Origin of the sequence: Amycolatopsis sp. NPDC004169 (assembly GCF_040610315.1) — a bacterium.
GTDB lineage: Bacteria > Actinomycetota > Actinomycetes > Mycobacteriales > Pseudonocardiaceae > Amycolatopsis.
The window spans coordinates 23,532-49,227 of sequence record NZ_JBEXMD010000043.1 but is presented as its reverse complement, the minus strand read 5'-3'; the positions used below and the strand labels follow the sequence as shown (position 1 = coordinate 49,227).

The window sequence follows — 25,696 nt, the reverse complement described above, 5'->3', positions numbered from 1 at the left end:
TCCGCGTATGCGTGGTGCCGAAATCCGCCGGTCATGCCCTTTCGGGTGATTGACGCCTTTTTCTCCCCAATCCAGAATTCGCGTGGCCAGTCACATCGCCACCGCCGCTCCAGGGAACCGGGCGGAAAATCGGCGTCCGTGGGGAGATCTGGTGAGCGGTCGGCTCGTCCTGCGCACCTTGGTCGGTCTCGCCTTGCTCCCGGTGATCACCGCGATCGCCGTCAACGCCGCCACCAACGTGACGTTTCCCGGCCCGTTGCGTCTGATCCAGCGCTACCCGTGGTGGGCCGTTCTGGTGGCTTTCCTCGCCGCCTGCGCCTATGCGGTGTGGGACATCCGCGCCACGCTCGCCGGTCGCGCCGACCTGTCCCAAGCCGAGTCGGCCCGGTTGCGGGACCGGCTTCTGCACGGGACCCGCTGGATCTGGGTCGACGGTGTGCTGACCCGCTCACTCGGCGAGGTGCTGCGTCTCGAGCTGAGCCTGCAGCCCCGGCAAACCATGGTGACCCACCCGGTGCACCTGCTCCTGCCCGGGCACGACGACGTGCTGCCGGCCGGGACACCGCCGGTCGACGTCTACGGCCGGTACGGCGAGCAGCTGCTGATCCTGGGCGCGCCCGGCGCGGGCAAGTCCACCATGCTCCTGGAACTCGCCCGGGACTTGCTGGTGCGTGCCGAGAAGGACCCGGTGACGCAGATCCCCGTGGTACTCCACCTGTCCTCGTGGCCTTCGAAGGACGACATTCCCCTTGAAACCTGGGTCGTGAACGAGCTGCGGCGGTTCTACAGCGTATCTCCGGCCGAGGGCCGGTACGCGGTCGAGAGCGGCATGGTGTCGTTGCTGCTCGACGGTCTCGACGAGGTACCGGCGGGGCGGGCGCCCAAGTGCGTGACGGCGCTCAACCGCTTTCGCGAAACGCGGCCGGGCACCTCGATCGCGGTGACCTGCCGGGTACAGGACTACGACGACATCGAGACCCGGCTCAAGCTCGCCGGAGCGGTGCTGATCGAGCCGCTGACGCCGGAGGCGGCGGACGCATGGCTGGCGGAACTCGGCCCGGAACTGGACGGGTTGCGCGCCGTGCTGGACGACGACAAGAGCCTGCGTGACCTGGTGCGCACCCCGCTGACGCTCACCATCGCGGCGTTGGCCTACCAGGGCCGGGAAGTCACGGTGTTCACTGGGCTCGACAGCCTTTTCGCCGCCTACACACAACGTATGCTGGAGCGCTCGCGGGCCGTACTCGCCGACACGACGGCCTACGACGAAGCCGTGGCGCGGCGCTGGATCGCCACACTGGCCCGGGGCATGATGAAGGTCGGCGCGATCGCCGTCGGCCCGGAACTGCCGGCCAGGATCCACGCCGGCTGGGTCGACGAGGACGCTGTGCCATGGAGCCGGCTGCCACGGCTGCTCCTCCTGGCGGGGCTGCCCATCGCCCTGCTTGCCGGCGTGACCACGTGGGTGATCGGGCCGTGGCCGGCTGCCCCGTTCGTCGCCGTACTGACCGGCGCGACCGCGTGGATCCGGGCGGACGTACCGAACTGGTTCACCGGCGAGCGCAGCTACGAGTTCAACCAGCAGACATCAGGAGAGGATTCCCGCCGGGAGCGGGCCGGTTGGGCAGTGGCTCTCGGGCTGGCGGCCATCGGCGCGCTGATAGCGATCGTGTTCATCCGCGTGGTGATCGATTCGGACGCACTGGGCTGGTTCGGAACCGTCTTCACCGGTGTGTTCATGGGCCTGATGCTGACCACGGTGGTCGCACTGAGCGCATGTTCGTGGGTGGGCGGGATTGTCCACCGTGGTCGCGGAACTCACCCAGGACGCGATCCGCGGCGCGAGCCGATGGCTCGGCCCGCGTGCGACGGCAGTGCTCGCCGTGCTCGTCGCCGGGCCTGCCGCAGGGGGTGCCGGTGTCATCGTCGGACACGTGCTCGGCGCCCTCGGCGCCTTCGCGTTTTTCGGCGGTGACCTCTGGCCGTGGCATCTCGTCTTCGGGCTCACCCTGGCGGTGGTCTTCGGCGCAGCCGGCGGGCTGATCCTCGCCGCGCAGTACGCCGTCAGCGACACCTTCACCGCCCCGCTCGTGTACCGGCACCTGGCCCGGACCGGTGCACTGCCAGCCGAGCTGGGCCGCTTCCTCGCCTGGGCCGACGACCGGATCCTGCTCCGCCGGACCGGTAAGGACTACCAGTTCGTCCACCGGCTGTACCGCGACTGGTGGGCTGAGCAATACCCGTCGCGGGACAGCACCTAGTGGACGAGAGCCGCACCAAGTGCGTCACCGGGCGACCCGCTCGTCCGTGCCCGGCACCTTCGCCGTCGCGATGGCGATGCGGTTCCACGTGTTGATCGTGAAGATCAGCGCGAGCAGCTGAGCCAGCTCCTCCTCACCGAACTCCTCGAGCGCCCCCGCGTAGACGTCGTCGGGGACGCCGGCCGAGACCCGGGTGACGGCTTCGGTCAGCGCCAGTGCCGCCCGCTCCTTCGCGCTGAAGAAGTGGCCTGCCTCGCGCCACACCGCGACCATGTGCAGCCGCTCCTCGCTCTCCCCGGCCTTGCGGGCGTCCGATGTGTGCATGTGCAGGCAGTACGCGCAGCGGTTGAGCTGCGACGCGCGGATCTGGACCAGCTCGACCAGCGCGGGGTCGAGCCCGGCGCGGGCGGCGGCGTCGAAGCCGATCAGGGCCTTGAAGGCCTTCGGGGCGGTCTTGGCGAAGTTGAGGCGGGAGTGCGTCATGACCAGAAATCTAGGACCATTTTGACCCGCCTGTAGGGTGCAATTCCGTGGCGGAAGACTGGGTCAATTCGGGTGTCGACCTGCACCTCGAGCTGACGAAACCCGGCGGCAAGCGGGCCGCGCTCATCACCGCGCTGCGGGACGCCGTCCAGGGCGGGCGGCTCGCGCCGGGCACCCGGCTGCCGCCCTACCGGTCGCTGGCTGCCGACCTGGGGCTGGCCCGCAACACCGTCGCCGACGCCTACGCCGAGCTGGTCGCCGAAGGCTGGCTCACCGCCGTCCAGGGCTCCGGCACCCGGGTCGCCGAGCGCGCCGAGCCGCTGCGCCCGGTCCGGACCCCGAAAAAGGCGCCGGGGCCGGCGAAACCGGCGTACAACCTCCGGCAGGGACAGCCGGACGCGACCTCGTTCCCGCGCGCCGAATGGCTCGCCGCCGCGCGCCGGGCGCTGGCCGTGGCTCCGCACGACGCCTTCGGGCCCGGTGATCCGCGTGGCCGCCCGGAACTGCGGGACGCCCTCGCCCAGTACCTCGCGCGGGCGCGGGGCGTGCGGACTGTGCCGGAGCGGATCGTCGTGTGCTCCGGCTTCGCGCACGCCCTGCGGCTGCTGTTCCCGGCCGTGCTGCGCGGGCCGCTCGCCGTCGAGTCCTACGGCCTCGCCTTCCACCGCTCGATCTTTGCCGCCGCCGTCGTGCCGACGATCCCGCTGGACCTGGACGAACGCGGCGCGCGCGTCGAGGACCTCGACGTCCCGGCCGTGCTGCTGACCCCCGCCCACCAGTTCCCGACCGGCGGGCCGCTGCACCACGACCGCCGCACCGCGGTCGTCGGGCACGTCCGGGCGGCCGGCGGTGTCCTCCTCGAAGACGACTACGACGGCGAGTTCCGCTACGACCGCAAGCCGGTCGGCGCGGTGCAGGGCCTCGACCCCGAGCACGTCGTCTACCTCGGTTCGGTGAGCAAGAGCCTGTCGCCCGCGCTGCGCCTGGGCTGGCTGGTGCTGCCGGAGCACCTGGTCGAGCCGGTGCTCGCGGCGAAGGGCGAGCGCGAGGCGTGGGCGAGCGCCCTCGACCAGCTGACCCTGGCCGAGTTCCTGACCTCGGGCGCCTACGACCGGCACATCCGCCGGATGCGTCAGCGCTACCGCCGCCGCCGCGACCAGTTGGTGACGACGCTCGCCGAGCGGGCCCCGCACGTGACGCCGACCGGGATCGCCGCCGGCCTGCACGCGGTGCTCCGCCTCCCGCCGGGCACCGAAAGCACGGCGCTGAAGGCCGCGGCGTGGCAGGGACTGGCACTGGACGGCCTGGCCGCCTTCCGCCACCCGGACAGCACGATGTCCACAATGGACGGCCTGGTGGTCGGGTACGCGACCCCGCCCGAGCACGCCTACCCGGCGGCGCTCGACGCCCTGTGCCGCGCGCTGCCGCCGGCGTGAGACCTAACCGACGATGTCGATGTCGAACGGCTCGGCCGCGCTGTAGTTGATGTCGGCCCACACCGCGCCCGGCAGCTCGTACCGCCGGTGGGACGTGAGCTTCGAGTTGTAGCCGCCCGTCTGGGTCGGGTTGTGGCCGATGCCCTGGTGATCGCTGCCCCAGGCGAAGATGTCGCCCACCCACATCGGCTTCGCGAAGCCGTCGCCGCCGAGCCGCGGGCGGATGATGACCGCCGCGCCGGTGCTGCCGGACAGGAACACCCGCACCGCGTTCTCCGCGGCGTTCGGCGGGGTGACGGTGATGCGCTCCATGATTTCCACTCCAGTCGGGCCGGTGGCGGTTCCGTCCACCCCCGGCCAGTAGTCGGCGACGGACGAAAGGTCGTAGCCGGGGGCCACGTTCCCGCGGTACTGCTTGGCGACCGCACCGGCGGGGATGGCCGGATCGCCGTTGTACTGGGCGATCCAGTAGTGCGGCTCCGCGACACCGGCGGAGGAGAACGCCGACCGCACCGACGGCCAGGTCGACAGGTTGCAGTAGACCGTCGGGTCCGCGCCCGCCGCGCGCCGCATCCGGACCCAGCCCGGCGCTTCGGCCGGGGTGGCGTCGCCGGGTTCGACGTCGAGGACGTGCCCGTCGTTGGTCGCCGCCTTCTTGACGATGGTGACCTTGACCGCGTTCGGGAACCGCGCCCAGTCGGCGGGTGTCCAGGGCGGCAGCTTGATCCGGTCGATGTAGCCGGCGACCATCCGGGCGTCGGCGGGGATGTTCGCGGCCGTGACCGCGTCGTACATCGTGCGCACTGGCTCGGCCTCCGTTCGGTTGCCGTATCACCGCCGGGGGACGGCGAAATCGCTTCCACGATCCGCCATCGTGCAATTACCCGCGTGGGGTGTTCGTCAAGCACGAAACGCGAGGCGGCACGGAGAATCACCAAAACGGCCGCAGCACGCCATTCCTTCACCCGCCGCTCACGCACCGGTGGTGACGTTCCGCTTCCGGTACTGGCTTCCCGGTCACCCGGCTGGCAAGCTGCCAGCACCTCACGAGGGAAGGACGTGCATGGCGGCACACCCGGCGCGGGCCCGGCGGATCGACGCGCGGGTCGTCGTCCTGAGCGCGCTGCTGGTGGTCGCGCTGCTCGCCTGGGCCGGGTTCGACTACCTGAAGGACCGGCTGGCCGGTGGCGGCTGCGACACCACGACGCCGGTGCGCGTGACGGCCGCGCCGGACATCGCGCCGGTGCTGACCGGGCTCGCCCGGACCATTCCGGAGCGGGACTGCTATTCCGTCGAGGTCACGGCCAGCCCGTCGACGGCCACCGCGACCGCTCTCGAAGCCAACGGCGCGAACGGCCCGGACGTCTGGGTGCCGGAGTCGAGCACCTGGCTGCTGCAGGCCCGCGACGGCGGCGCGTGGAACCTCCCCGAGTCCGGCCAGCCGGTGGCGAGCTCGCCGGTCGTGCTCGCGCTCACCGAAGACGTCGCGAAGCGGGCCGGCTGGCCGGGGAAGTCGCCGTCCTGGGCGGACGTCCTCGCGCAGAGCCCGGTCGGCCTGCCCGACCCGGGCCGGGACCCGGCCGCCATCGGCGCGCTGATCGGCCTGCAGCAGCTGACGAAGGACGCACCCGACCCGGCCGCGGCGTTCACCGAGGAGATCCGCAAGCTCTCGGCGGTGAAGCAGCCGTACCCCGCGTGGCCGGCGTCGGAGCAGTCGGTGCTGGCCCGCAAGCTCGTCGCCGCCTATCCCGCGGCCGGCGTCCCCAGCTTCGACTACCCGTACGTCGTGCTGCCGCGGGCTTCGGAAGCCTCGCGCTCGGCGGCCGAACGGTTCCTGCGGCTGCTGCTCGACCAGACCGCCACCAAGGCGTTCGCGGACGGCGGGTTCCGGACGCCGTCCGGGCAGCTGCTCGGCGACCGGCCGCGCGACACCCGCACGAACGCCGCGCCCCGCCCGGCCGGGCCGCCCGCGCCCGAGGCGATGTACGGCGTGCTCCAAGCCTGGGCCGGGGCCAACCTCAGCGCCCGCGTCCAGGTGCTGCTCGACGTGTCCGGGTCGATGGCCGCCACCGTGCCCGGCACCGGCCGCAGCCGGATGGCGCTGACGCTCGAAGCCGCGACGCAGGGGCTCGGCCTGTTCAAGCCGACTACCGAGATCGGCCTCTGGCTGTTCTCGACCAAGCTCGACGGTGACAAGGACTACAAGGAACTGCTGCCGATGCGGTCGATCGCCGAGCAGCTGGCCGCGGGCGGGGTGGCGACGCTGCAGGCGGTCAAGCCGAAACCCGGCGGCGCGACCGGGCTGTACGACTCGATCCTCGCCGCGTACCAGAACGCCCGGCAGAGCTGGCAGCTCGGCCGGATCAACGTCGTCGTGGTGCTCACCGACGGCCGCAACGAGGACAGCGACTCGATCGGGCTGCCCGGGCTGCTCGCCGAGCTGGGCCGGCTGCAGGACCCGCGGAAACCGCTGCCGGTGATCGGCATCGGCATCGGGCCGGACATCGATTCGAGCGAGCTGAAGCAGATCTCGGCCGCGACCGGCGGCGAGTCCTTCACCACGCCGGACCCGCGCAAGATCTCCGACGTGTTCTACCAGGCACTGAGCAAGCTCATGTGCCAGCCGCCCGCCTGCAAGAAGTGAGGACGCCCGTGTTGGTGCAGATCGAAAAGCCCGCGCCACGGGTGAGCCGAAGACCGTCCGCGCTGGTCTTCGCCGCGTTCGTGGCCGGGCTGGTCCCGCTCGCGCTGCACACGTGGGCGGCCCTGCACGGCAGCCTCGCCCAGGACGACTTCGTGGTCACGCACCAGGCGGCCGCGGCCGGGCCGTTCGACCTCGGCTTCCTGTTCCAGGACTACCACGGGCACCTGCAGCCCGGCGGGTTCTTCCTCGCCGCCGTGCTGACCTGGTGGGCGCCGCTGAACTTCGGCCTGCTCATGGCGCCGCTGCTGCTCATGCGGGCCGTCGCGACGGTGCTGTTCTGGTGCCTGCTGGTGCGCTGCTTCGGCCGCCGGTGGGCGATCCTGGTGCCGTTCACCGTGTTCACCGCGTCGACGTTGCTGCTGGTCCCGACGCTGTGGTGGTCCTACGGGATCCAGCTGGTCCCGGTCGTGCTGGCCACCGCCGGCGCCCTGCACGCGCACGTCCGCTTCCTGCAGGACGGCGGGCGCTGGTGGCTCGGCGCGTTCGCCTGGACGCTGTTCGGCCTGGCGTTCTACGAGAAGGCCGCGGTGATCCCGGTGCTGCTGGCCGGGGTGACCGTCCTGCTCGGACGGTCGCTGCGCGAGCACGCGCGCTACTGGGCGGTGCACGCGGTGCTGCTGGCCGGGTTCGTGACGGTCTTCTTCGTGGTGACGTCGAGCCAGGTCGGGGCGGGTGCGCAGCCGATGTCGGCGGGCACGGTCGCCGACCTGACCGGCCGGATGCTCGGGGACACCCTCCTGCCGGGACTGGCCGGCGGCCCGTGGTCCGGTCCCGGCGCGGGCGCGACCTGGGCACCGTCGCCGTTCGTGGTGGTCGTCGCGCTGCTGGCGGCCGCGGTGGCCGTGGTGGTCGCCGGGGTGCGGGCAGGCGGACGGCGGGCGTGGGGTGCCTGGGCGCTGCTCGGCGCGGTGTTCGCGGTGGACGTCGGCCTGCTCGCGCTGACCCGGCTGCGCGAGGTCGGCCCGGGTGCGGGTGACGACCCCCGGTACGTCGCCGACCTGGCGCTGGTGGCGGCGTTGTGCGGGGCGTTCGCTTTCCTGTCGCCGGGTGCGCCATCCGGTGGCAGGCGGGAGCGGCCGATCGCCGTGGTCCTGTGCGTGCTGCTGCTCGTCAGTTCGGCGGTGGGTTTCGCCCGGCTCGCCCCGGCGCTGCGGTTCGAGCATTCCGCGCAGTACCTGGGGAACGTGCGCGCGGCGGTGGCCGAGGACCCGGAACTGGTCTTCTACGACACGTTCGTGCCGTCCGACGTGGTGCACGAGTGGTTCGGGGCGGACTCGCGCGCGTCCCGGGTGGCCGGCCTGCTGCCCGGCACGCACTTCGACCAGCCGACGAACCGCATGCACCAGCTCGACGCGACCGGCACCCCGCGGCTGATCACCGGCGTGGAGCCGGTTTCCCGCGGCCTGCCCGGCCCGGTCCCGAACTGCGGCACGACGATCGGCGAGACACTGGTGCGGATCCCGCTGGACACCCCGGTACTGGGCAGGCACCTGCTCAAGCTCGACTACTACACATCGGACGGTGGCGAAGGGCTGGTCGAGCGGACCCCGGTGTGGTTCCAGCCGGGGCTGCACTCGCTGTACCTGCCGGTGGACGGCCTGTTCGACCACATCGGCGTGCAGCTGTCGAGCCCGGGCGCGCCGGTGTGCGTTGCCAGGGTCGAGATCGGGAAGCCGGTCGTGAACGGCAAGTAGGACGTCGGCAACCCTCGAATCCGGCCGTTTCGCAGACAGGCGTGCCCGTTTCATGATTGTTTGTCCCCGTACGAGTTCGAGCAAGAACGGGGGGACAGACAGGTGAAGAGGAAGATCGCGGCAGCCGCCGCCGTCGCGGGCGCTCTGGCGTCGACGGTCGTGTTCGCGCAGCCGGCCAGCGCGGGGGACAGCCAGATCATGAAGTACCAGTGGAGCTACGGCGCCGCGTACGAGTACGAGTGCTATGCGGACGGTCAGTGGTACGTGCAGACCGGCGGCTTCGTGCGGTTCGAATGCCGTCCCACGACCTGGTCGTGGGAACTGTGGGCCGTCGTGCGGTGACCACGGACCTGCCGCGCGATCGCTGCCTCCCGAGGCGGCGATCGTGCGGCAGGGCCTCAGTAGGGGTCGTACGGGCTGTCGTGGCCGAGCAGGCGGGCCACCGGCCGCAACCGCAGGCGCAGCAGCACCTTGATCATCACGTTGCGCAGGAACCACGGCAGCTGCGCCAGCACACGCAGCCGGTCTCCGGCCGACGGTGGGGCCAGCCGGAAGCGGGCCAGCGACGTCGCCCGGTCCACATAGGTGTAGCGGCGTCCGAAGAGGACCTTCGCGATCGTGCCGAGCGTGACGCCGATCGAGGAAAAGCAGTCGTGGACCAGGATTTCCGCGCCCGGTGGCAGGTGGGCCGACCAGCGCAGGTCGTCGGTGTAGGTCCAGTAGTCGTGCTTGCCGTCGATGTAAAGCAGCTGTATGGGCCGGTCCCAGTCAGGGCGCAGTTCCGTGCTGTAACCGGCGACGAGCTCGACGATGTCGTCCAGCCCGGCCCGGCGGATGTTGCGCTCGAACAGCTGCCGCGTCGGGGATCCGCCGAACAGCCGGCCGTCCACGAAGGGGTCCACCGCGATCACCGTGGCCCCCACCGTGCGGGCGGCCGCGCCGAGGACGATCGTGGATCGGCCCTGGTGGCTGCCGATTTCCAGGACGACGTCGCCCTTCTCCAAGCGGCACGCGGCGTTCCACAGCGCTTCGCCCTGCGCGCGCGTCATCCAGCCCTTGACCGGTTCGGCCAGAGCCCAGGCGTCTTCGAACGAGATGGCGCACCTGCCTGAATGTCCGGGACTGTGCCTTCCACAAAAACTGTCGGCACATCGTAGCCAGGTTTCCGCCTAGTATCTACCGGATGGTAACCGCCACCCGCGAACGGTCCCGGGACGACGCCCCGCCCTCGAGCGGCGCCCGGAAGTTCTCGGTGGGCGCGTTCTTCCGGCGGCCCAGTACCTGGATCGTGCTGGCGCTGACCACGTTGTCATTCCTGCAGATGCCGGGGAAGACGACCTTCGACACCAAACTGGACCTCGCCGTCGACCCGATCGCCTTCCTGGGGCGCGCCCTGCACCTGTGGAACCCGGAGGCGACCGCGGGGGAGCTGCAGAACCAGGCGTACGGCTACCTGTTCCCGATGGGCCCGTTCTTCGCGCTGTGCCAGGCCGTGGGCGTGCCCGCGTGGATCGCGCAACGGCTGTGGGGCGCGATCCTGCTGTCGGCCGCGTTCGGCGGGGCCCTGCTGCTCGCCCGGGCGATGAAGATCGGCACCGAGCGCACCCGGCTGATCGGTGCGCTGGGCTACGCGCTCGCGCCGCGCATGCTGACCGAGATCGGCGGCCTGTCCGCGGAAATGCTGCCCGCGGTGCTGCTGCCGTGGGTGCTGGTGCCGCTGGTGCGGGCCGGCGCGATCGGCTCGCCGCGGCGGGCCGCCGGGCTGTCCGCGCTGGCCGTGCTCGGCATGGGCGGGGTCAACGGCGCGATGGTCGTGATGGCGCTGGTCCTGCCCGGGCTGTGGCTGCTGACCCGCCGGTGGACGCGGGCGCACGTCGAACTCGTGCTGTGGTGGTTCGTCTTCGTCGTCGGGGCCACCCTGTGGTGGATCCTGCCGCTGCTGCTGCTCGGCGAATACAGCCTGCCGTTCCTGGACTACATCGAGTCCGCGACGAACACGACCGCGCCGATGTCGCTGTTCGAAGTGCTGCGCGGCACCAACCAGTGGGTCGCCTACGTCGTGCAGGGCACGCCGTGGTGGCCGGGCGGCTGGTCGCTGATCGACAACCCGGTGCTGATGCTCGCCACCGGGCTCGTCGCCGGCGTCGGCCTGTTCGGGCTCACCCGCCGCGGCCTGCCGGACCGGCGGTTCCTCGTGCTCGGCGTGGTCACCGGGCTGACCCTGCTGACCATCGGTTACGTCGGCACGCTCGACAGCCCGCTGGCCGAGCAGGTCCGGCACCTGCTCGACGGGCCGCTCGCCCCGCTGCGCAACGTCCACAAGTTCGAGCCGGTGCTGCGGCTGCCGCTGATGCTGGCGTTCGTGCACGGCATCTCGAGCCCGGTGCGGTCTCCGCGGCGCTTCCTGCGACCCGCGCTCGGCCTGCTGCTGGTGCTGGTGGTGGCCGCGCCGGCGTGGCTGCTGAACCTGCGCTCCGGCCCGGGCTGGGACGCGGTGCCCGGCTACTGGTACGACGCGATGGGCTACGTCGCCAAGGCCGACCCGAACGCGCGGACGCTGCTGCTGCCGGCCACCGGGTTCGGCGAATACCAGTGGGGCCGCACGGTCGACGAGCCCGCGCAGGCGATCGCGCGGAGCCCGTGGGCGGTCCGCAACCAGGTGCCGCTGGGGTCCGAAGGCAACACGCGGCTGATGGACTCGGTGGACGCGGCGCTGGCCGACGGCCGCGGCGACCCGGGGCTGGCCGCCTTGCTCGCGCGGTCCGGGTACCGGTTCCTGCTGCTGCGCAACGACATCGACCGCGAACGCACCGCCGCCCCGCCGATCGCGACCCTGCGTGCCGGGCTGGCCGGGTCGCCGGGCATCGCCAAGGCGGCCGAGTTCGGGCCCCTCGAAGTCTGGGAGGTGCGGCAGCCGGTGCCCCTGGCCACCGCCACGTCCACAAAGGACGTCCCCACGGTGAGCGGCGGCCCGGAGAACCTGCTGCCGCTGATCGACTCGGGCCAGCTCGACCCGGCGACGCCGACCGTGCTCACCGGCGACGGCGGCTCGCCCAGCGGCCCGCGGCTGGTGACCGACGGCCTGCGCCGGGCCGAGCGGAACGTCGGCGGCGTCCGCGACAACCTCAGCCAGACCCTCACGGCCGGAGAGGCCTACCGCCAGCAGCGTGCGGCGGGTGACCTGCTGCCGTTCCCGGGCCAGGAGCACCAGACCGTCGCCGCCTACCGGGGGATCCGCTCGGTGACGGCGTCGACGGCGGCGTCGTTCGCCGACGCCTTCGGTGGCTCCGATCCTTCGTACCAGCCCTTCGCCGCGATCGACGGCGACCCGCGCACGGCGTGGCACTCGTCGTCGTTCACCGGGCCGATCGGCCAGTGGCTCGAGGTGGAGCTGGACACCCCGCGGCTGGTGAACTCCGTCCAGCTGGAGATGGTGGACGACCTGCGGGTGGGCTGGCCCGCCACCCGGATCCGGATCACCACCGACAACGGCTCGGTCGACCAGCAGGTGATCCGCGGCGCCGGGCCGCACGAGTACCCCGTCGCCGCCGGCGTGACCCGGACGGTGCGGGTCACGCTGCTGTCGCTGGTGGTCGGGCGGCAGGACGGCAACGTCGGCATCGCCGAGCTGAAGATCCCCGGCACCGAGCCGCAGCGAGCCCTGGAAGTGCCGGCGGACCTGCCGACCGGGGCGGCGCCCGGGTTCGCGTTCACGCGGGGCGCGCAGCCGCGGTACGCGTGCCTGCCCCTCGCCGGTGCCGTCCGGTGCGACGCCGCGACCGCCCGCGACGGCGAGGAGCCCGACGGGATCCGGCGGTTGTTCAGCACGCCGGCCGAGCAGACGTACCTGGTCGGCGGCTCGGTGCTGCCGGCCGGTGGCGGGCGCAACCCGGTGTCGCTGCCCGGGGTCACCGTGGCGTCGACGTCCCAGCTGGGCGGCGACCCGGCGGCGGCCGGGTTCGCGGCCGTGGACGGCGATCCGGGGACGACGTGGCGCCCCGACGTCACCGACCTGCGGCCGGCACTGACCCTCGGGTGGGCGTCGCCGAAGCGGATTTCGGGGCTGCGCATCGAGGTTTCCCCGGCCAGTGGGGCACGGGCGCCGCGGCAGGTGCAGCTCGTCGGCCGGTCGGCGACGCGGACGGTGGAGCTCGACGCGAGCGGGTCCGCGTCCTTCGAGCCGCTGGACACCGACCAGCTGCAGGTCGTGCTGCCGGGCGACGACGACGATCCCGCGGCGCGCGCGGTGGTGGGCATCGGCAGCCTGACGCTGTCCGGCAGCGACGGCCTGCTCCCGGCACCGGACCCGGCGTTCACCGTGCCGTGCGGGTCCGGGCCGAACGTCCACCTGGACGGGCTCGACTACCGGACGTCCGTGCAGGGAAAGCTGTCCGACATCACCGAGCACCGGCCGCTGGCACTGGGCATGTGCCGCGACTCGGAGGGCGGCATCGTGCTGCCGGCCGACGGGCACGAGCTGCGGACGGACCGGTCGGAGTCGTTCGTGGTCCAGGACCTGTGGCTGCGCCCGACGGGGACGACGTCGCCGCCGGTGCGCCGCGCGGTCCAGGTGGGTGACTGGGGCGCGGCGTCGCGGTCGGTGACGGTGGGGCCGGGCGAGGAGGCGGTGCTGGCGGTCCCGGAGAACGCGAACGCCGGCTGGACGGCCACTTTGGACGGACAGCAGCTGACCCGCACCCGGGTCGACGGCTGGCAGCAGGCGTGGGTCGTCCCGGCCGGCGCGGGCGGGGTGGTGGCACTGACGTTCACCCCGGACGCGCACTACCGCCTGAGCCTGCTGATCGGCGCGGCGGCCGTGCTGGCGCTGCTGGTCGGCGTGGCCTGGCCGGCCCGGCGGCGCCGGTTCACGATCTCCCCGGGCGGCGCCTGGACACCGGTGGTGCTGGTCGGGTTGCTGGTGGCGCTGGGCGGGATGCTGCCGGTGGTGCTGCTGATCGCGTGCCTGCTGGCCCGCCAGTTCTCCGAGCGCGCACCGAGGTTCCTGGCGTTCGGCGGCATGGCCGTGGCGGCGGTGGTGTCGGTGACGGGCCGCATCCTCGGCCACGGCCAGGACTGGGCGTACGGCCCGATCACCCAGGGAGCTCTCCTCCTGGCCGCGGCGGCCATGGTGGCCACTTGCGTGGACTGGTTCACCCGCAAGCAAAACCCCACCACCCCGTGACCCCGTACCCGGACGGTCGGCCCGCGTACCCGGACGGTCGGCCCGCGTACCCACGCGGTCGGTCGGCGTACCCAGGGGGTCGGCCCGCGTACTCGGATGGTCGGCTCACGAACCGACTCTCCAGGTACGCAAGCCGACCGTCTGGGTACGCAAGCCGACTCTCCAGGCATGTGGATCGGTCGGCGGGTGGGCGAGTTCGAGGCCGGGAAATGTCGGTGGGTGGGGGTAGCGTGGAAAACGGGGGCTGCTCAGGCCGGTTTGCGGGGGCGGAACTCGAGGAACGCGCCGGCCGCGGCCAACGCGCCGGCCGTGCCCACCGCCGCGGTGACCACCTGGGCGGGTGAACCGTGCAGCCACGTCGTGATCAACGCGGCCTCCAGAGCGACCGCCGCCCACATCAACACCGTCACGCGGCGGTCGCCGTCGGCCAAGCGGGCGTAGAGCAGGATCTGGACCAGCGCCAGCATCGAGCCCGCCAGCGCGAACGGCCACACCGGCATCGTGCTCCCCGCGTACCGCGCGCCGCCGATCAGAGCCGGCAGCGACGGTCCCATGACCAGCGAGACCAGCAGGACCACCGCGTCCAAGCAAGCGCACACCGCCAGGGCCACCGGGAGCGTCCGGCGGCGGTCGTCGGACACCGCGAACCGGGGCAGGACCAGCACCCCCACCGCCTGCGGCAGCCAGTACGCGATCTTCGTGACGATCGCCCCCAGCGCGTACTCGCCCGCCTCCACGGCCGGCAGCGTGTGCCGGGCCAGCACCAGATCCAGGTTGACCAGCAGCACCAGCGCCAGCATCGCCTGCGCCGTGTGGAAGACCTCGCCGCCGTGGCGGTCGGCCCAGCGGGGACGCGGGCGGCCGCACAGCTGCCAGCCCGCCACCACCACCGCCAGCGAACCGATCGCCGCGCCGGCCAGCGCGCCCGTCGGTGACCCCGAAAGCACCAGCCCCACCAGCGAACCGCCGACCTTGCCCGCCCCTTCCAGCGCGATCAGGCCGGACAGCACGGCGAACCGGTGACTGCCTTGCAGCAGGCCGTGGAACACGCCCAGCAGCGTCAACGGCCCGAGCGCGGCCGTCACCAGCAGCGCCGGCGCGAGCGAACCCAGGTGCAGCAGGAGGACCAGCAACGGGCTCAGCGTCAACGCCGTCGTCGCGACGATCGCGCTCGTCACCAGTCCGAGCGCGAACAACGAGCCCTGGGACAGCGACGGCGAGCGCGCCACCCGCAGCGCCACCACCGTCTGCAGCCCCATCGCCGGGACGACGCCGATCACCAGCACCGCCAGCAGCGAGCTGAGCTCCCCGAACGCGCCGGGCGCGAGGATCCGCGCGGCCGCCAGGCTCAGCACGTAACTGGCCGCGTTGTTGCCCGCGAGCGCGAGCGAGACGAGGATCGCCGCGACCCGGTTGCCCGTCCGGGCCGGGACTTCGGTGTCTACGCTCAACGGCGGGCTCCCGTTACCGGTGGGTAGTGACCAGGGACCATAACCGCGCACGCAACGGAAAGGAAGGGCCGTGAACGCACCGGGCAGGCGGCTGGCCCTTCCCCTGCTGGCCGCCGCGCTGGCGTTCGTCGTCTGCGGGCCGCTGCTCGGCCGCGGGTTCGTGCTGAGCTACGACATGGTGTTCGCGCCTCGGCAGTACTTCGTGCCGGACGCCTTCGGGGCCGGCGCCACGCTGCCGCGCTCGGTCCCCGCCGACGCCGCCGTCGCGCTCGCCACCACCGTGCTGCCCGGCGACCTCGTCCAGAAGATCGTGCTGCTCCTGGCCGTTTTCGGCGCCGCGCTCGGCGCGGGACGGCTCGTCCCGACCGAGCACCTCGGCACCCGGCTCGTCGCGGCGACGGCCTACGCCTGGACGCCCTACTTCGCCGAGCGGCTCTTCATCGGGCACTGGCCGCTGCTGCTGACGTACGCGGCCCTGCCGTGGATCGTCCGAGCCGGACTCGCGGTGCGGGCGCAGGAAGCCCAAGGGCTGCCGAGGCTGGTGCTCGCCTGCGCGCCGGCCGTGCTGACCCCGCCGGGCGGCGTCCTCGCGGCCGCCGTCATGGTCGTGGCCGCCGGTTCGCGGCGGCTCTGGCAGACCGTCCCGCTCGCCATCGTGCTCAACCTGCCGTGGCTGGTCCCGACGTTCCTCAACGCCGGCGGCACGTTCTCCGACCCGGCCGGCGTCACGGCGTTCAGCGCCCGCGCCGAAAGCTGGGGCCCCGCGCTGCTGAGCGTGCTCGGCCTCGGCGGCATCTGGAACGCCGAAACCGTGCCCGGCAGCCGTGCGGTGCCGCTGGTTCCCGTGCTGACGCTCATCGTCGTCGCCATCGCGATCGCGGGGCTCCGGCCGCTCGCGCAGCGGTGGGGGAAGGCACCGGTCCGTTCGCTGACGGCGCTGGGTGTCCTGGGTGTGCTGCTGGCTTCGCTGGCGACGTTGCCGGGTGGCGGCACGCTGCTCGCCGCGGCAACGCGGTACCTGCCCGGCGCCGGACTCCTGCGTGACGCGCAGAAGTGGGTGGCGTGGTGGGCCCTGCCGCTCGCGCTGGGCTTCGCGCTGGCGGTCGAAGCCGCCGCGGCGAAGCTGAAAAGCGGCCGCGTCGCGCTCGTGACCGCGGCCGTCGTCTTCCCGCTGCTGACCATGCCGGACCTGGCGTGGGGCGGCTGGGGTCGGCTCGCCACCGCGCAGTACCCGGCCGACTGGGCGGCAGTGTCCGAAAAGCTCGGTGACCGGCCCGGCGACGTGCTCACGGTGCCGCTCTCGGCGTTCCGCGGGTTCGCCTGGAACGACGGACGCACGCAGCTCGACCCGGCGCCGCGCGTGCTGCCGCAACCCGTGCTGATGGACGACACCCTGCAGGTCGGCGCCGAGCGCGTCGCCGGCGAAGACCCGAGGATCGGCGACGTCCGGGCCGCGGCCTCGGCGCGGGAGCTCACCGACGCGGGTGTCGGCTGGATCCTCGTCGAGCACGGGACACCCGGTTACGTCGACCCGCGGTGGCTCTCCGGCGCGACACCGGTGTGGTCGGGTGAATGGCTGACGCTGTACCGGACCCCGGGTGTGCCGGCGGTGAAAGCGGTCTCGTGGACGCCGGTCTTGCTGGCGAACGGAGTAGCGCTGGCGTTGCTGTGCGTCGCACTGTTGTGCCGCATGTTACCGATGCGTACATTGGGCCGCGGCAGGATTTCCCCTGCGCGGAAGGAGTGACACGTGGGCACGCTCATCGGCGCGATCGTCGCCGTCATCATCGGCGGCGGAGCGGCGACAGCGGGGGGCTTCGCGCTCATCACCTCGGCCGACCCGGACACCGCCGCGCCGGTGCAGGAGAAGCTCAACGCGCAGGTGAAGTACAACCCCGCCGACCACCCGCTCAAGCTCTACGGGGACCGCTGACGCGCGTGACCCGGCTCGCCTCCGACCACGCCCACCGCGTCGTCGGGCTCTACGGCGACCCCACCGTTTCCTGGAGCATCCTCCTCGAAGCGGAACTCGGCGCGGCCGCACCGGAACCGGAGAAGCTCCGGGCGCGGCTGGCGGCCGCGTGCGCGCAGTACCCGCATCTCGGCGTGGTCCCGGAAATCGAGCGGAGCACCGACCTGCCCGCGGTCCGCGACCGCTTCGCCTCGGCGCCCTACGAACGCGGCGCACCCCTGGTCCGCGTCGCCGCCGGTGAACGCACACTCCTCGTCGCCGCGCACCACGGCGCGCTCGACGGCCTCGGCCTGCTGGCACTGCTCGGCGTCCTCCTCGACGTCCCGGTTTCGTCGGGGGCGCGCGGGATCGGGCCGCGGACCGGCGGCAAACCCTTTGCCGTTTCGGCCCTCCAGCGGCTCGCCGAGGCGCTTTTCGCGCCACCGGGCCGGATTGCCCCCGAGCACGGGCGCGAAGCGGCCGGAGACGTCTTCGCGGCCGGACACGAGCCGCGCCTGCGTCTGGGGGCCGCCGGGTTCGTCGCGGCGGCGGTCACCGCCACCGGACGCTGGAACCGCGCGCACGGCGCCCGCACGGCCCGCGTGGTGGCGGCGCTGGGCGCGTCACGCCGGTCCGGTGCCGCACCGGAACCGGTGCACGACAGCGCGTTCTTCCGTCTGCGGCTGGGCCGCGGCGCGGACGTCGCGGCGGTGCTGGCGGCCCAGCCACCGGAGCCGGACTTCCCGGCGCGCAGCAGCCGCCTGGCCCGGCTGGGCACCCGGCTGCTGGCGAGCCGGCTCGGGTCGACGTTCCTGGTGTCGAACCTCGGCGTGGTGTCCACCGGGGACACGGTCCGGTCGTTGGCGTTCTACCCGGCGGCGAGCGGCCGTTCAGGCGTGGCGTTCGGCGCGGCGACGACCGGGGAGACCACTACGGTCACGGTGCGGGCTCGCGGCAAGGACTTCGACCAGGCGGCTGCTGCCCGGCTCCTGGGCGTGTTCCGGGATGCGGTGCGGGATGAGGGTGCGCGGGCGGGGGACCGGCTGCCCGGAGACGTCCCGCACCAGTGACGCGAACCGGCCGACGCTCGCGTCCCAGCTGTACCGCCCGGCCCGCTCCGCGCCCGCCATACCCATCTCCGCGCGTCGCAGGCCGTCGGCCAGCAGGCGGTCGACCTGGGTGGTGAAGTCGTCGAAGTCGTCGGCCAGCAGGCCCGTCCGTCCCTCCACGATGGACTCCGTGACGCCGCCCGCGGCCCGGTAGGCGACCGAAGGCACGCCGTGCGCCGCGGCCTCCATGATCACGATGCCCCAGCCCTCCTTGACCGATGGGCACAGGTGCAGCCACGAGCGGGCCAGGATCTCGTGCTTGGCCTGCTCGTCCACCCAGCCGTGCAGGACGACCCGGTCGGCGACCCCGCGCGAAGCCGCGTGGGCGCGCAGCACCTCGTCCCACGGCCCCTGGCCGACCACTTCCAGCCGCAGGGACGGCCAGCGCCGCGCGAGCCGGGCGACCACGTCGATGGCGTGCTCGATGCGCTTGTGCGGCACCAGCCTGCTCACCGCGACCAGCGTGGGCTCGCTGTCCCGTTCGGACGTGCACGGCGGGGGTGCGTCGAGGCCGTTCGGGACCACCGTGACGCGCTCGCGCCCGATGCCCAGCCCGGCCAGCTCCGCCCGGGTGACCTCGGAAACCGTGACGTAGGAGCACGTGCGGAACAGCCACGGCGCCAGCCGCGACTCGATCCACCAGCCGACCCGGCCCAGCGTCTCGCCGAGCGCGCTGATCCACTGTTCCTTGTGGACGTGGTGCACGAGCACCAGCACCGGGCAGCCGGCGACCAGCCGGGCGAAGAACGGCATCCCGTTCTGCACGTCGACGACGAGGTCGGCGCGGGCCCGGCGGATCGCGCGCAGGGCGTGCGCGTAGACGCCGAACTTGTTGCCGCGCCGCCGGTAGCGGACGCCGTCGCGCCACTCGCCTGCCGCCGCGCCCGGGTACGCGGCGCACTGGATCTCGACCCGGTACCCCGCTCTGGCCAGGCCTTCGGCCATCCGCTCGACGTACCGCTCCGAGCCGCCGCCTTCGGGGTGGCCGGTGTCGCGCCAGTTGAGGAGGAGCACACGAGGACGTTGCATCGGGTTTTTCCAAACTGTGGCGACGGTGCTAGGTTACTGGTGCGTACACCCTAGATGAACGTATTCCGGAAAGCGACGGTTCAATGGTAGGTAATCCGGTTCTCGTCGCGACGGCACAGCCGCACCGCGCCACGCTCCGCCGTTCGGTGACCCTGTTCCGGACATTCCTGACCGAACAGACGGACCCGGACGGCTTCTATTCCGCGCTCGCCGCCGACTCCGTCCGGCAATTGGCGTCCCACGCGCCGCTGCCGGGGCGCACGGTGCTCGACGTCGGCGGCGGACCGGGCTATTTCTCCGACGCCTTCCGCGCGGCCGGCGCGGTCTACCTCGGCCTCGACCCGGACGTCGGCGAGCTGTCCGCCCGTGGTGAGCCGGGGGAGAACATGATCCGCGCCAGCGGCACGGAACTGCCCGTGCGCAGCGGGTCCGTGGACATCTGCTACTCGTCGAACGTGCTGGAGCACGTCTCCGAGCCGTGGGTCATGCTCGCCGAGATGTGCCGGGTGACCAAGCCCAGCGGCACGGTCTTCGCGTCGTTCACGCCGTGGTATTCACCGTGGGGCGGCCACGAGACCGCGCCGTGGCATTTCCTCGGCGGTTACTACGCCAGGAGCCGTTATGCCCGGAAATTCGGGAGGCAGCCGAAGAACAAATTCGGGGAAAGCCTCTTCCCGGTTTCGGTCGGCGCCGCGCTCCGCTGGGCGAAGACGACGCCGACCGCCGACCTGGTGGCCGGGTACCCGCGGTACCACCCGAGCTGGGCGATGGGGATCGTGCGGATTCCCGGCCTCCGTGAAATCGCGTCCTGGAATCTCGTCCTGGTGCTGAAGAAGCGCTAGCGGTCCGCGCCGACCGGCACCCGCTGCCGCCGCGGCGGGGCCGGCGGGGCGGCCGGGCGACGGCGGACCAGCAGGTAGATCCCGGCGACGATGGCCACGCCGCCGCCGATGCCGAGCCAGAGCGGGCCGGTGCTCGTCAGGAACTCCAGCTTGCCCTTGTTCTCGTCGATCTGGTCGACCATCTGCGCGATCGTCTTGGCGTTGTAGGACAGCGTCCCGTCGAACACGACGGTCGGGCTGCCGGTGGTGCGGCGCAGTTCCTGGTGCTGCTGTTGCTGCTGCTTCACCTCGACCCCGGTGACCGGCTCCACCCACATCGTGTTGACCCCGCGGTAGTACAGGTCCGCGTCCACACTCGACTCGGTGGCGCCGACGAGCGAGCCGGGCACCGACTTCGTCTCGAGCTTGGTGTCGGGGATGTTCTGGACGAACTTGTAGGTCTCGATCCCGTTCACCGTCTCGGTGCCGGTGTACCGGGCGGTGACGGCCTTGCCGGTGTTGTCGTCGTAGACCGGGTAGTCCTTCTGCTCGGTGCCGAAGGGGAACTTGAAGTTCAGGCCGGGCTGCGGCTTGTAGTCGTTCTTCTCGGGCGGCTTCTGGCCGTCCTTGTCCGCCTTGGCCTGCAGCTCGGTGACGTAGCTGCTTTCCTTGGTGCACTTCGGGTCGTTGGCGCCACGCGGGTCGTACCCCTCGGAGGTGCGCCGGTCGAAGCAGACCTGCCGCTTGCTCGCGCTGAGCACGGTGCCGTCGGCGTCGTCCTTGACCTGCACCGCGAGCAGCCAGACCGCGTAGTCGGTGCCCTCGTGCATTTCGGGCCGGGAGAAGTTCGCCTGGACGCGGGCGGTGGCGGTCAGCTTCGCGTTTTCGCGGATCTCGGTGACCGGGCCGGCGCCCTTGTCGGTCACGGCGAGGACCCGGCTCGCGGTGCCTTCCAGCACCGACGTCGAATCCTGGTCCAGCGGCACCTTGGCGAGCTTCGGGTAGACGTAGGTCGGCAGCAGCACCGCCCCGGCGACCGCGAAGACCCCCAGCGCCAGCAAGATCAGGCCCAAAGCTCGTCGCAACGGTCCTCCTGGGTCGTACTCCGTACACGCAAATTACCCGGCGGTAATCAGGTGCACGGATAGTGGCCTGCGCCACGTCGCGCGTCAAAGTGTGACCGGCGGTCACAGCCCGGCGGTGCCACCGGAAGGTCGCATGGGCGCCGCCGTTCGGACCAAGCGGCCAAACATGTTTGTTCCCGGGCACAACGGGCACGGGCCCACCATCGGACGATCCCCCAGCCGCCGCGCCGGACCGTGAAGGAGAACGTCCCTTTTGCTCCAGGACCCATCGATGGTCGCCATCGCGGCGACCGCGCGCTGGCGGGCCCGGATCGTGGCGGCCGCCGCGAGCGCGGGAATCACCCTGACCGACGACCTGGCGGGCGTACCGGGTATCCGCCTGCTGAGCTGCGCCCCGGGCGACCTGGCGGCGATCGTCCCCCGCCTGACCCGCGACGCGGAGCCGGCCCGCCCGGCGATCGGCGCCCATTCGGACTCGATCGCCGACCGCGAGCTGCGGGACGCCGTCGCGGACGTGGCGGCCTTGCTTTCGTTGCACGGCAACGTGGTGCTGGACCTCGACGCGGGCGGCCGCCGGTCCCGCCCGGCCCGTCCGGACGTGGTGGTTTCGGCCGGTGTGGACCGTCCGCAGTGGACGGAACCGGCGGTGAGGCTCCCGGTGGGGACGGGACGGCGTGGTGTCCCGCTCACGGTGGCGCTGACGGCGGGGCCGTCCTTCGAGGGCACGCTCCTGGAGCTGGCGCGTCTGGTGGAGGCCGACGCGGCCTAGAGATCCTCCTCGACGAACTCCAGCAGGTCACCGGGCTGGCACCCGAGCACCCGGCACATCGCCTCCAGCGTGCTGAACCGGACCGCCTTCGCGCGGCCGTTCTTCAGCACCGCCACGTTCGCCGGCGTCAGGCCGACCTTTTCGGCGAACTCCCCGACGCTCATCTTGCGCTTGGCCAGCTCGACGTCGATGCGCACGACGATCGGCATCAGATGACCGCTTCCAGGTCGGTGCGCAGCGTGGTCGCCTGGCGCAGCAGGGCGCGCATGACCACCATCAGCAGGCCGAGCACCGTGATCGCCACGGTGACCAGGAACAACAGCATCGGCATCCCCGGGTCGTCCGCGTTGAACCCCACGAAGACCAGCATGCCGACGAGCACCAGCCACGCCGCCGCCACCGCCCAGACGATCGCGTCGACCCACTTCAGCGACGCCGTCGTGAAGATCCGGTCCTTCTTGACCAGCGTCAGCAGCTTCCACGTCGCGACGACCACCACCTCGACGCACAGCACGAGGAACACCGCGATCGCGGTCAGCGGCCAGCGCAGCGGAGCGTCGTGCGGGTTCTGCTGCGTGTGGTAGGCGATCCCGCCCGGGAGCGACAGCGTCTGGAACACGACCAGGACGCCGAAGAGCACCACGAGGAAGAACCTGAGCGCGGCAACGGCCCATTTCTCGGTAACCATGCGCCGACTATCGCGTGGTTCCTATCGAAAGTCAATCGGTAGTAATCGGGAAACGATCAATCCGGCTCCGGATCGAGACGCACCGACTCGAGGGCGACGTACAGCTCGCCGACGTCCACCGGGTTGGTCAGGTCGCGCTTGGTCAGCTCCTGCACGCGCCGCAGCCGGTAGCGGACCGTGTTGGGGTGCACGAACAACCGGTCCGCCGCGTCCTTCGCCGAGCCGCCGCCGGCGAACCAGGCCAGCAGGGTGTCGAGCAGGACCTTGCGCTCCGCTCCCGGCAGGGCGAGCACGCCGGCCAGCGCCGACCGGCAGACGTCGCGGGCCATCCCGGGCGCCGCCGCGACCAGCGTCGTCACCGGCGAGTCGCCGAACACCACCACACCCGGCGTCGCCGCCGGGAGGGAACGGCGGGCGATCCGGGCCCGGTGGAGGGCGTCCGGTACGTCGGGGAAACCGGAGAACGGCCTGCTCAGCCCGGCCGCGACCGGCAGCGACCCCAGTGTTTCGCGCAGCCGGCGGACGTCCTCGATCCGGTCGATCGCGACCAGGCCCGCCTCGCCGCCGGGGCGCCACGCCGACCGCCAGCGCCGCGCCCGCAGCAGCGCCTCGACGGAGTCGTGCTCGTCCGGCTCGACACGCTCGGTGACCACGGCGACGAACATGCCCGCGGTCGGCAGGCCCAGCTCGCGCGCCGCGGCCTCCATCTCCGCCTGGCCGGTCAGCCGGCCGCGCAGCAGGTCGTCCAGCAGTCGCGCGTTCGCGTGCGACGGCTCGGCCGCGACCTGCTCGTACGCCGTGGTCAGCGCGTCGGAGTAGAGGTCGATCGCCTTCCAGACGTAGGAGTTGATCTCGATCGTCCGGGTCGGGTTCAGGAACTCCGGGCCGGCCAGCTCCAGCAGGCCTTCGTAGACGAAGGTGCCGCCGATCCGGAACGCGCGCAGCACGGCGGGCAGCGGGATGCCCTGGCGGGCCTGGGCCAGTCCGGTCTTGCGGGCGGCGTCGAGGGCCAGTCCGCGGCCTTCGGCCAAAGCCGTCAGCGCGCGTTCGAGGTTGGCCCGGCAGACTTGCCGAAGCTCGCCCGGGGCGACGTCCTCGACCTGCCGGTAGAACTCGTCCTGTTCACCCAGCAGCCGGGCCAGGCGATCGGCGAACTCGGGGAGCCGGGCCAGCATCTCGCGCACCAGCTCACGGTGCTCGCGAGGGACCGGCCTGGCGAGAGCTTCGATGCCCATCCCTCACTTTAGCTCGGGTCCGCCGCACGGGACACGCACGAACTTGAGCAAAATTCATGTCCGTCGGGTGATCGAGGTGGTGAGGACTTGACGGGTTCAGGCCGGCTTGCGCGCGGTGAGGTAGACGTGCGGCTCCGGGCCGGCGTCCGGGTGGTCGGGCACGAACTCGGCCACGTCCTCGCGGACGACCTCCAGGCCCGCCGCGGCCAGCAGCTCCTTGAGCGCCCCGGCGGCGAAGCTGTACGCGCGGACCGGGTGGCCCATGAAGACGATGTCGACGCCGTCGACGTCGGCGGGCACGGTCGCGAAGACCAGCAGGCCGCCGGGCTTGAGCCAGGCCGCGACGCGGCCGAGCACGGCCTCCTGCTCGGCCCGGGGCAGCTGCAGCATCGAGAAGAAGGCCGTGACCGCGTCCCAGGTCGCGTCCGGGTAGGACAGTTCGCGCATGTCCCCGAGCTCGAACCGGGCGGCGGGCACCTGCTCCCGGGCGATCGCGACCATCTTCGGCGCGACGTCGTAGCCGGTGACGTCGTGACCGGCGGCGGCCAGCAGTTCCGCGGTGGGCCGCCCGGTGCCCGCGCCGAGGTCGAGCACCTTCGCCCCGGGTGGCAGGGCGGCGAGCAGGTCGGTGACGGCGGCGCGGTGCGCGGTCGCGGCGCGGAAGGCGTGCTCATACGCCGTGCCGAGCGCGTCGAAGACCTCGGCGGCGGTTTCGGGGCGGGTCATGCCCGCAGACCTTGCCAGACCTAGGATCACGCCGTGACCGGTTTGCGGGGTGTGTTCGCCGGATTGGGCAAGAGCAGGGCGTTCGCGGTGCTCGGGCGGGCGCTCGTGCCCGCCGACCGGGTGCTGCTGCGGATCAGCGGCGGCCGGGTCGGCGTCGGTGCGGCGGTCGGGCTGCGGACGTTGCTGCTCACGACGATCGGGCGCCGCAGCGGCGAGCCCCGCCAGGTGCCGCTGCTGTACGTCGAGCGGGGCGGCGGGTACGTCGTCATCGGCTCGAACTGGGGCGGCGAAGCGCACCCGGCCTGGTCGGCGAACCTGCTGGCCCAGCCGAAGGCGACGGTCTCGGTGCACGGGCGCACGATCGACGTCACCGGGCGGCTCCTGACCGGGGACGAGCGCCGGGAGATGTGGGACGCGGTGGCGGCGTACTGGCCCGCCTACGACCGGTACGCCGTGCGGGCCGCGCACCGGGACATCCGCGTCTTCCTGCTGGAGCCGGTCAGCCGATGAGGTCGGTGTGCCGGATCCGGTACACCTGCAGCCGCAGGTTGTAGTACTTGTCGGTTTCGCCGACCCACTGCATGCCGAGCCGCTTGGCGACCGCGATCGCCCGCGTGTTGTTCGGCCGCGCCACGGCGAACAGCTCTTCGGTGTCCTGGGTGAAGGCCCACTCGATCAGCGCGGTCGCCGCTTCGGACGCGTAGCCCTTGCCCCAGACGCCGGGGGTGAGCTGCCAGCTCAGCTCCAGGTCCTCTTCGAACGGTGGCAGCAGCCGGATGCCGAGGCCGCCGATCACCGCACCGTCCTCTTTGCGCTCGATCGCCCAGCGGCCGCGCGGCGGCGGCAGGTTCGGCTGCGCCTCCTGCCAGGCGTGCAGCACCGCGCGCATCGCACCGATGTCGCCGACGCGGTCCATGGCCGGGGTCAGCCAGTGCGTGACGTCTTCCGCGCCGTAGATCGCGAACGCGGCTTCGGCGTCGGCAGGCGTCCAGTCCCGGATCACGAGGCGGTCGGTGCTCAACGGGGTCTCCATACCAGGACGCTACGCCGGGAGGCCCCGGATTGTTCCCGG

At 72.3% G+C, this 25,696-nt stretch carries 23 protein-coding genes; 12 read left to right on the top strand and 11 right to left on the bottom strand.

Going from position 1 to position 25,696, the window contains the following annotated elements; all coding sequences use genetic code 11:
• Positions 1-151: 151 nt before the first annotated feature.
• Positions 152-1,975: a hypothetical protein gene (locus tag ABZX11_RS39115; protein WP_354923119.1), complete on the top strand. Its 1,824-nt coding sequence runs from the start codon at positions 152-154 to the stop codon at positions 1,973-1,975.
• Positions 1,935-2,261 (top strand): hypothetical protein, encoded by a 327-nt coding sequence (locus ABZX11_RS39110; protein ID WP_354923116.1) that lies wholly within the window; start codon positions 1,935-1,937, stop codon positions 2,259-2,261. The genes ABZX11_RS39115 and ABZX11_RS39110 overlap by 41 nt, the downstream gene beginning before the upstream one ends.
• Positions 2,262-2,285: 24 nt before the next feature.
• On the opposite strand, the gene ABZX11_RS39105 is transcribed toward ABZX11_RS39110, so the two are convergent.
• Positions 2,286-2,744 carry a carboxymuconolactone decarboxylase family protein gene (locus ABZX11_RS39105; RefSeq protein WP_354923113.1) on the bottom strand — a complete coding sequence of 153 codons (459 nt, stop codon included), beginning with the start codon at positions 2,742-2,744 and terminating at the stop codon, positions 2,286-2,288.
• Positions 2,745-2,791: 47 nt separating this feature from the next.
• Between ABZX11_RS39105 and ABZX11_RS39100 the strand changes: the two genes are divergently transcribed.
• Entirely contained in the window at positions 2,792-4,180 is a 1,389-nt protein-coding gene (locus ABZX11_RS39100) for a PLP-dependent aminotransferase family protein (protein ID WP_354923110.1), read from the top strand.
• Positions 4,181-4,183: 3 nt separating this feature from the next.
• On the opposite strand, the gene ABZX11_RS39095 is transcribed toward ABZX11_RS39100, so the two are convergent.
• A complete protein-coding gene (locus tag ABZX11_RS39095; RefSeq protein ID WP_354923107.1) occupies positions 4,184-4,984 on the bottom strand; it encodes a hypothetical protein in 801 nt (266 codons plus the stop codon).
• Between the two features lie 259 nt (positions 4,985-5,243).
• Between ABZX11_RS39095 and ABZX11_RS39090 the strand changes: the two genes are divergently transcribed.
• The 3 genes from ABZX11_RS39090 to ABZX11_RS39080 all read left to right on the top strand — a co-directional run bounded on the left by ABZX11_RS39090 (position 5,244) and on the right by ABZX11_RS39080 (position 8,920).
• Positions 5,244-6,824 (top strand): substrate-binding and VWA domain-containing protein, encoded by a 1,581-nt coding sequence (locus ABZX11_RS39090; RefSeq protein ID WP_354923104.1) that lies wholly within the window; start codon positions 5,244-5,246, stop codon positions 6,822-6,824.
• Between the two features lie 11 nt (positions 6,825-6,835).
• Positions 6,836-8,578, top strand: a complete 1,743-nt coding sequence (locus ABZX11_RS39085) for a hypothetical protein (protein WP_354923101.1) — start codon at positions 6,836-6,838, stop codon at positions 8,576-8,578.
• A 102-nt stretch (positions 8,579-8,680) separates the two neighbouring features.
• A complete protein-coding gene (locus ABZX11_RS39080) occupies positions 8,681-8,920 on the top strand; it encodes a hypothetical protein (protein WP_354923098.1) in 240 nt (79 codons plus the stop codon).
• Positions 8,921-8,976: 56 nt separating this feature from the next.
• Here the strand turns inward: ABZX11_RS39080 and ABZX11_RS39075 are convergent, their stop codons facing one another.
• Positions 8,977-9,627, bottom strand: a complete 651-nt coding sequence (locus tag ABZX11_RS39075) for a class I SAM-dependent methyltransferase (protein WP_354923095.1) — start codon at positions 9,625-9,627, stop codon at positions 8,977-8,979.
• Between the two features lie 134 nt (positions 9,628-9,761).
• Here ABZX11_RS39075 and ABZX11_RS39070 point away from each other — a divergent pair, with 134 nt between their 5' ends.
• The gene (locus ABZX11_RS39070) at positions 9,762-13,760 is read left to right on the top strand and encodes an alpha-(1->3)-arabinofuranosyltransferase (protein ID WP_354923092.1); all 3,999 of its coding nucleotides are present in this window, start codon (positions 9,762-9,764) and stop codon (positions 13,758-13,760) included.
• A 248-nt stretch (positions 13,761-14,008) separates the two neighbouring features.
• Here the strand turns inward: ABZX11_RS39070 and ABZX11_RS39065 are convergent, their stop codons facing one another.
• Positions 14,009-15,211: a polysaccharide biosynthesis protein gene (locus ABZX11_RS39065; protein ID WP_354923089.1), complete on the bottom strand. Its 1,203-nt coding sequence runs from the start codon at positions 15,209-15,211 to the stop codon at positions 14,009-14,011.
• Between the two features lie 70 nt (positions 15,212-15,281).
• Between ABZX11_RS39065 and ABZX11_RS39060 the strand changes: the two genes are divergently transcribed.
• A complete protein-coding gene (locus ABZX11_RS39060) occupies positions 15,282-16,958 on the top strand; it encodes a hypothetical protein (RefSeq protein WP_354923086.1) in 1,677 nt (558 codons plus the stop codon).
• Positions 16,959-16,961: 3 nt separating this feature from the next.
• A complete protein-coding gene (locus ABZX11_RS39055; RefSeq protein WP_176175409.1) occupies positions 16,962-17,144 on the top strand; it encodes a hypothetical protein in 183 nt (60 codons plus the stop codon).
• A 908-nt stretch (positions 17,145-18,052) separates the two neighbouring features.
• On the opposite strand, the gene ABZX11_RS39050 is transcribed toward ABZX11_RS39055, so the two are convergent.
• Positions 18,053-19,285 (bottom strand): glycosyltransferase family 4 protein, encoded by a 1,233-nt coding sequence (locus ABZX11_RS39050; RefSeq protein ID WP_354923083.1) that lies wholly within the window; start codon positions 19,283-19,285, stop codon positions 18,053-18,055.
• Positions 19,286-19,446: 161 nt separating this feature from the next.
• On the opposite strand from ABZX11_RS39050, the gene ABZX11_RS39045 reads away from it, so the two are divergent.
• Entirely contained in the window at positions 19,447-20,142 is a 696-nt protein-coding gene (locus ABZX11_RS39045) for a class I SAM-dependent methyltransferase (RefSeq protein WP_354923080.1), read from the top strand.
• On the opposite strand, the gene ABZX11_RS39040 is transcribed toward ABZX11_RS39045, so the two are convergent.
• Positions 20,139-21,206, bottom strand: coding sequence for a DUF3068 domain-containing protein (locus ABZX11_RS39040; RefSeq protein WP_354923077.1), 1,068 nt, complete (start codon positions 21,204-21,206; stop codon positions 20,139-20,141). The genes ABZX11_RS39045 and ABZX11_RS39040 overlap by 4 nt on opposite strands.
• Before the next feature lie 271 nt (positions 21,207-21,477).
• Here ABZX11_RS39040 and ABZX11_RS39035 point away from each other — a divergent pair, with 271 nt between their 5' ends.
• A complete protein-coding gene (locus tag ABZX11_RS39035) occupies positions 21,478-21,975 on the top strand; it encodes a hypothetical protein (protein WP_176175412.1) in 498 nt (165 codons plus the stop codon).
• Here ABZX11_RS39035 and ABZX11_RS39030 read toward each other — a convergent pair.
• The 4 genes from ABZX11_RS39030 to ABZX11_RS39015 form a co-directional block, all read right to left on the bottom strand.
• On the bottom strand, positions 21,972-22,184 hold the full coding sequence (locus tag ABZX11_RS39030) for a helix-turn-helix transcriptional regulator (RefSeq protein ID WP_176175413.1): 213 nt from the start codon (positions 22,182-22,184) through the stop codon (positions 21,972-21,974). The two genes, ABZX11_RS39035 and ABZX11_RS39030, sit on opposite strands and share 4 nt — an antisense overlap.
• Positions 22,184-22,663 carry a DUF2975 domain-containing protein gene (locus ABZX11_RS39025; RefSeq protein ID WP_354923073.1) on the bottom strand — a complete coding sequence of 160 codons (480 nt, stop codon included), beginning with the start codon at positions 22,661-22,663 and terminating at the stop codon, positions 22,184-22,186. The genes ABZX11_RS39030 and ABZX11_RS39025 overlap by 1 nt, the downstream gene beginning before the upstream one ends.
• Positions 22,664-22,719: 56 nt before the next feature.
• Entirely contained in the window at positions 22,720-23,898 is a 1,179-nt protein-coding gene (locus tag ABZX11_RS39020; RefSeq protein WP_176175415.1) for a helix-turn-helix domain-containing protein, read from the bottom strand.
• 96 nt (positions 23,899-23,994) lie between these two features.
• Positions 23,995-24,624, bottom strand: a complete 630-nt coding sequence (locus tag ABZX11_RS39015; RefSeq protein ID WP_354923069.1) for a class I SAM-dependent methyltransferase — start codon at positions 24,622-24,624, stop codon at positions 23,995-23,997.
• A 42-nt stretch (positions 24,625-24,666) separates the two neighbouring features.
• On the opposite strand from ABZX11_RS39015, the gene ABZX11_RS39010 reads away from it, so the two are divergent.
• The gene (locus tag ABZX11_RS39010) at positions 24,667-25,134 is read left to right on the top strand and encodes a nitroreductase family deazaflavin-dependent oxidoreductase (protein ID WP_354923199.1); all 468 of its coding nucleotides are present in this window, start codon (positions 24,667-24,669) and stop codon (positions 25,132-25,134) included.
• Here the strand turns inward: ABZX11_RS39010 and ABZX11_RS39005 are convergent.
• A complete protein-coding gene (locus tag ABZX11_RS39005) occupies positions 25,124-25,657 on the bottom strand; it encodes a GNAT family N-acetyltransferase (RefSeq protein ID WP_176175417.1) in 534 nt (177 codons plus the stop codon). The two genes, ABZX11_RS39010 and ABZX11_RS39005, sit on opposite strands and share 11 nt — an antisense overlap.
• Positions 25,658-25,696: the final 39 nt, after the last annotated feature.

Coding starts and splice junctions, on each gene's coding strand:
- ABZX11_RS39015 (WP_354923069.1), bottom strand. CDS start 24,624: ATGACCCGCCCCGAAACCGCCGCCGAGGTCTTCGACGCGCTCGGCACG.
- ABZX11_RS39070 (WP_354923092.1), top strand. CDS start 9,762: ATGGTAACCGCCACCCGCGAACGGTCCCGGGACGACGCCCCGCCCTCG.
- ABZX11_RS39090 (WP_354923104.1), top strand. CDS start 5,244: ATGGCGGCACACCCGGCGCGGGCCCGGCGGATCGACGCGCGGGTCGTC.
- ABZX11_RS39020 (WP_176175415.1), bottom strand. CDS start 23,898: ATGGGCATCGAAGCTCTCGCCAGGCCGGTCCCTCGCGAGCACCGTGAG.
- ABZX11_RS39030 (WP_176175413.1), bottom strand. CDS start 22,184: ATGCCGATCGTCGTGCGCATCGACGTCGAGCTGGCCAAGCGCAAGATG.
- ABZX11_RS39105 (WP_354923113.1), bottom strand. CDS start 2,744: ATGACGCACTCCCGCCTCAACTTCGCCAAGACCGCCCCGAAGGCCTTC.
- ABZX11_RS39025 (WP_354923073.1), bottom strand. CDS start 22,663: ATGGTTACCGAGAAATGGGCCGTTGCCGCGCTCAGGTTCTTCCTCGTG.
- ABZX11_RS39005 (WP_176175417.1), bottom strand. CDS start 25,657: ATGGAGACCCCGTTGAGCACCGACCGCCTCGTGATCCGGGACTGGACG.
- ABZX11_RS39075 (WP_354923095.1), bottom strand. CDS start 9,627: ATGACGCGCGCGCAGGGCGAAGCGCTGTGGAACGCCGCGTGCCGCTTG.
- ABZX11_RS39035 (WP_176175412.1), top strand. CDS start 21,478: ATGGTCGCCATCGCGGCGACCGCGCGCTGGCGGGCCCGGATCGTGGCG.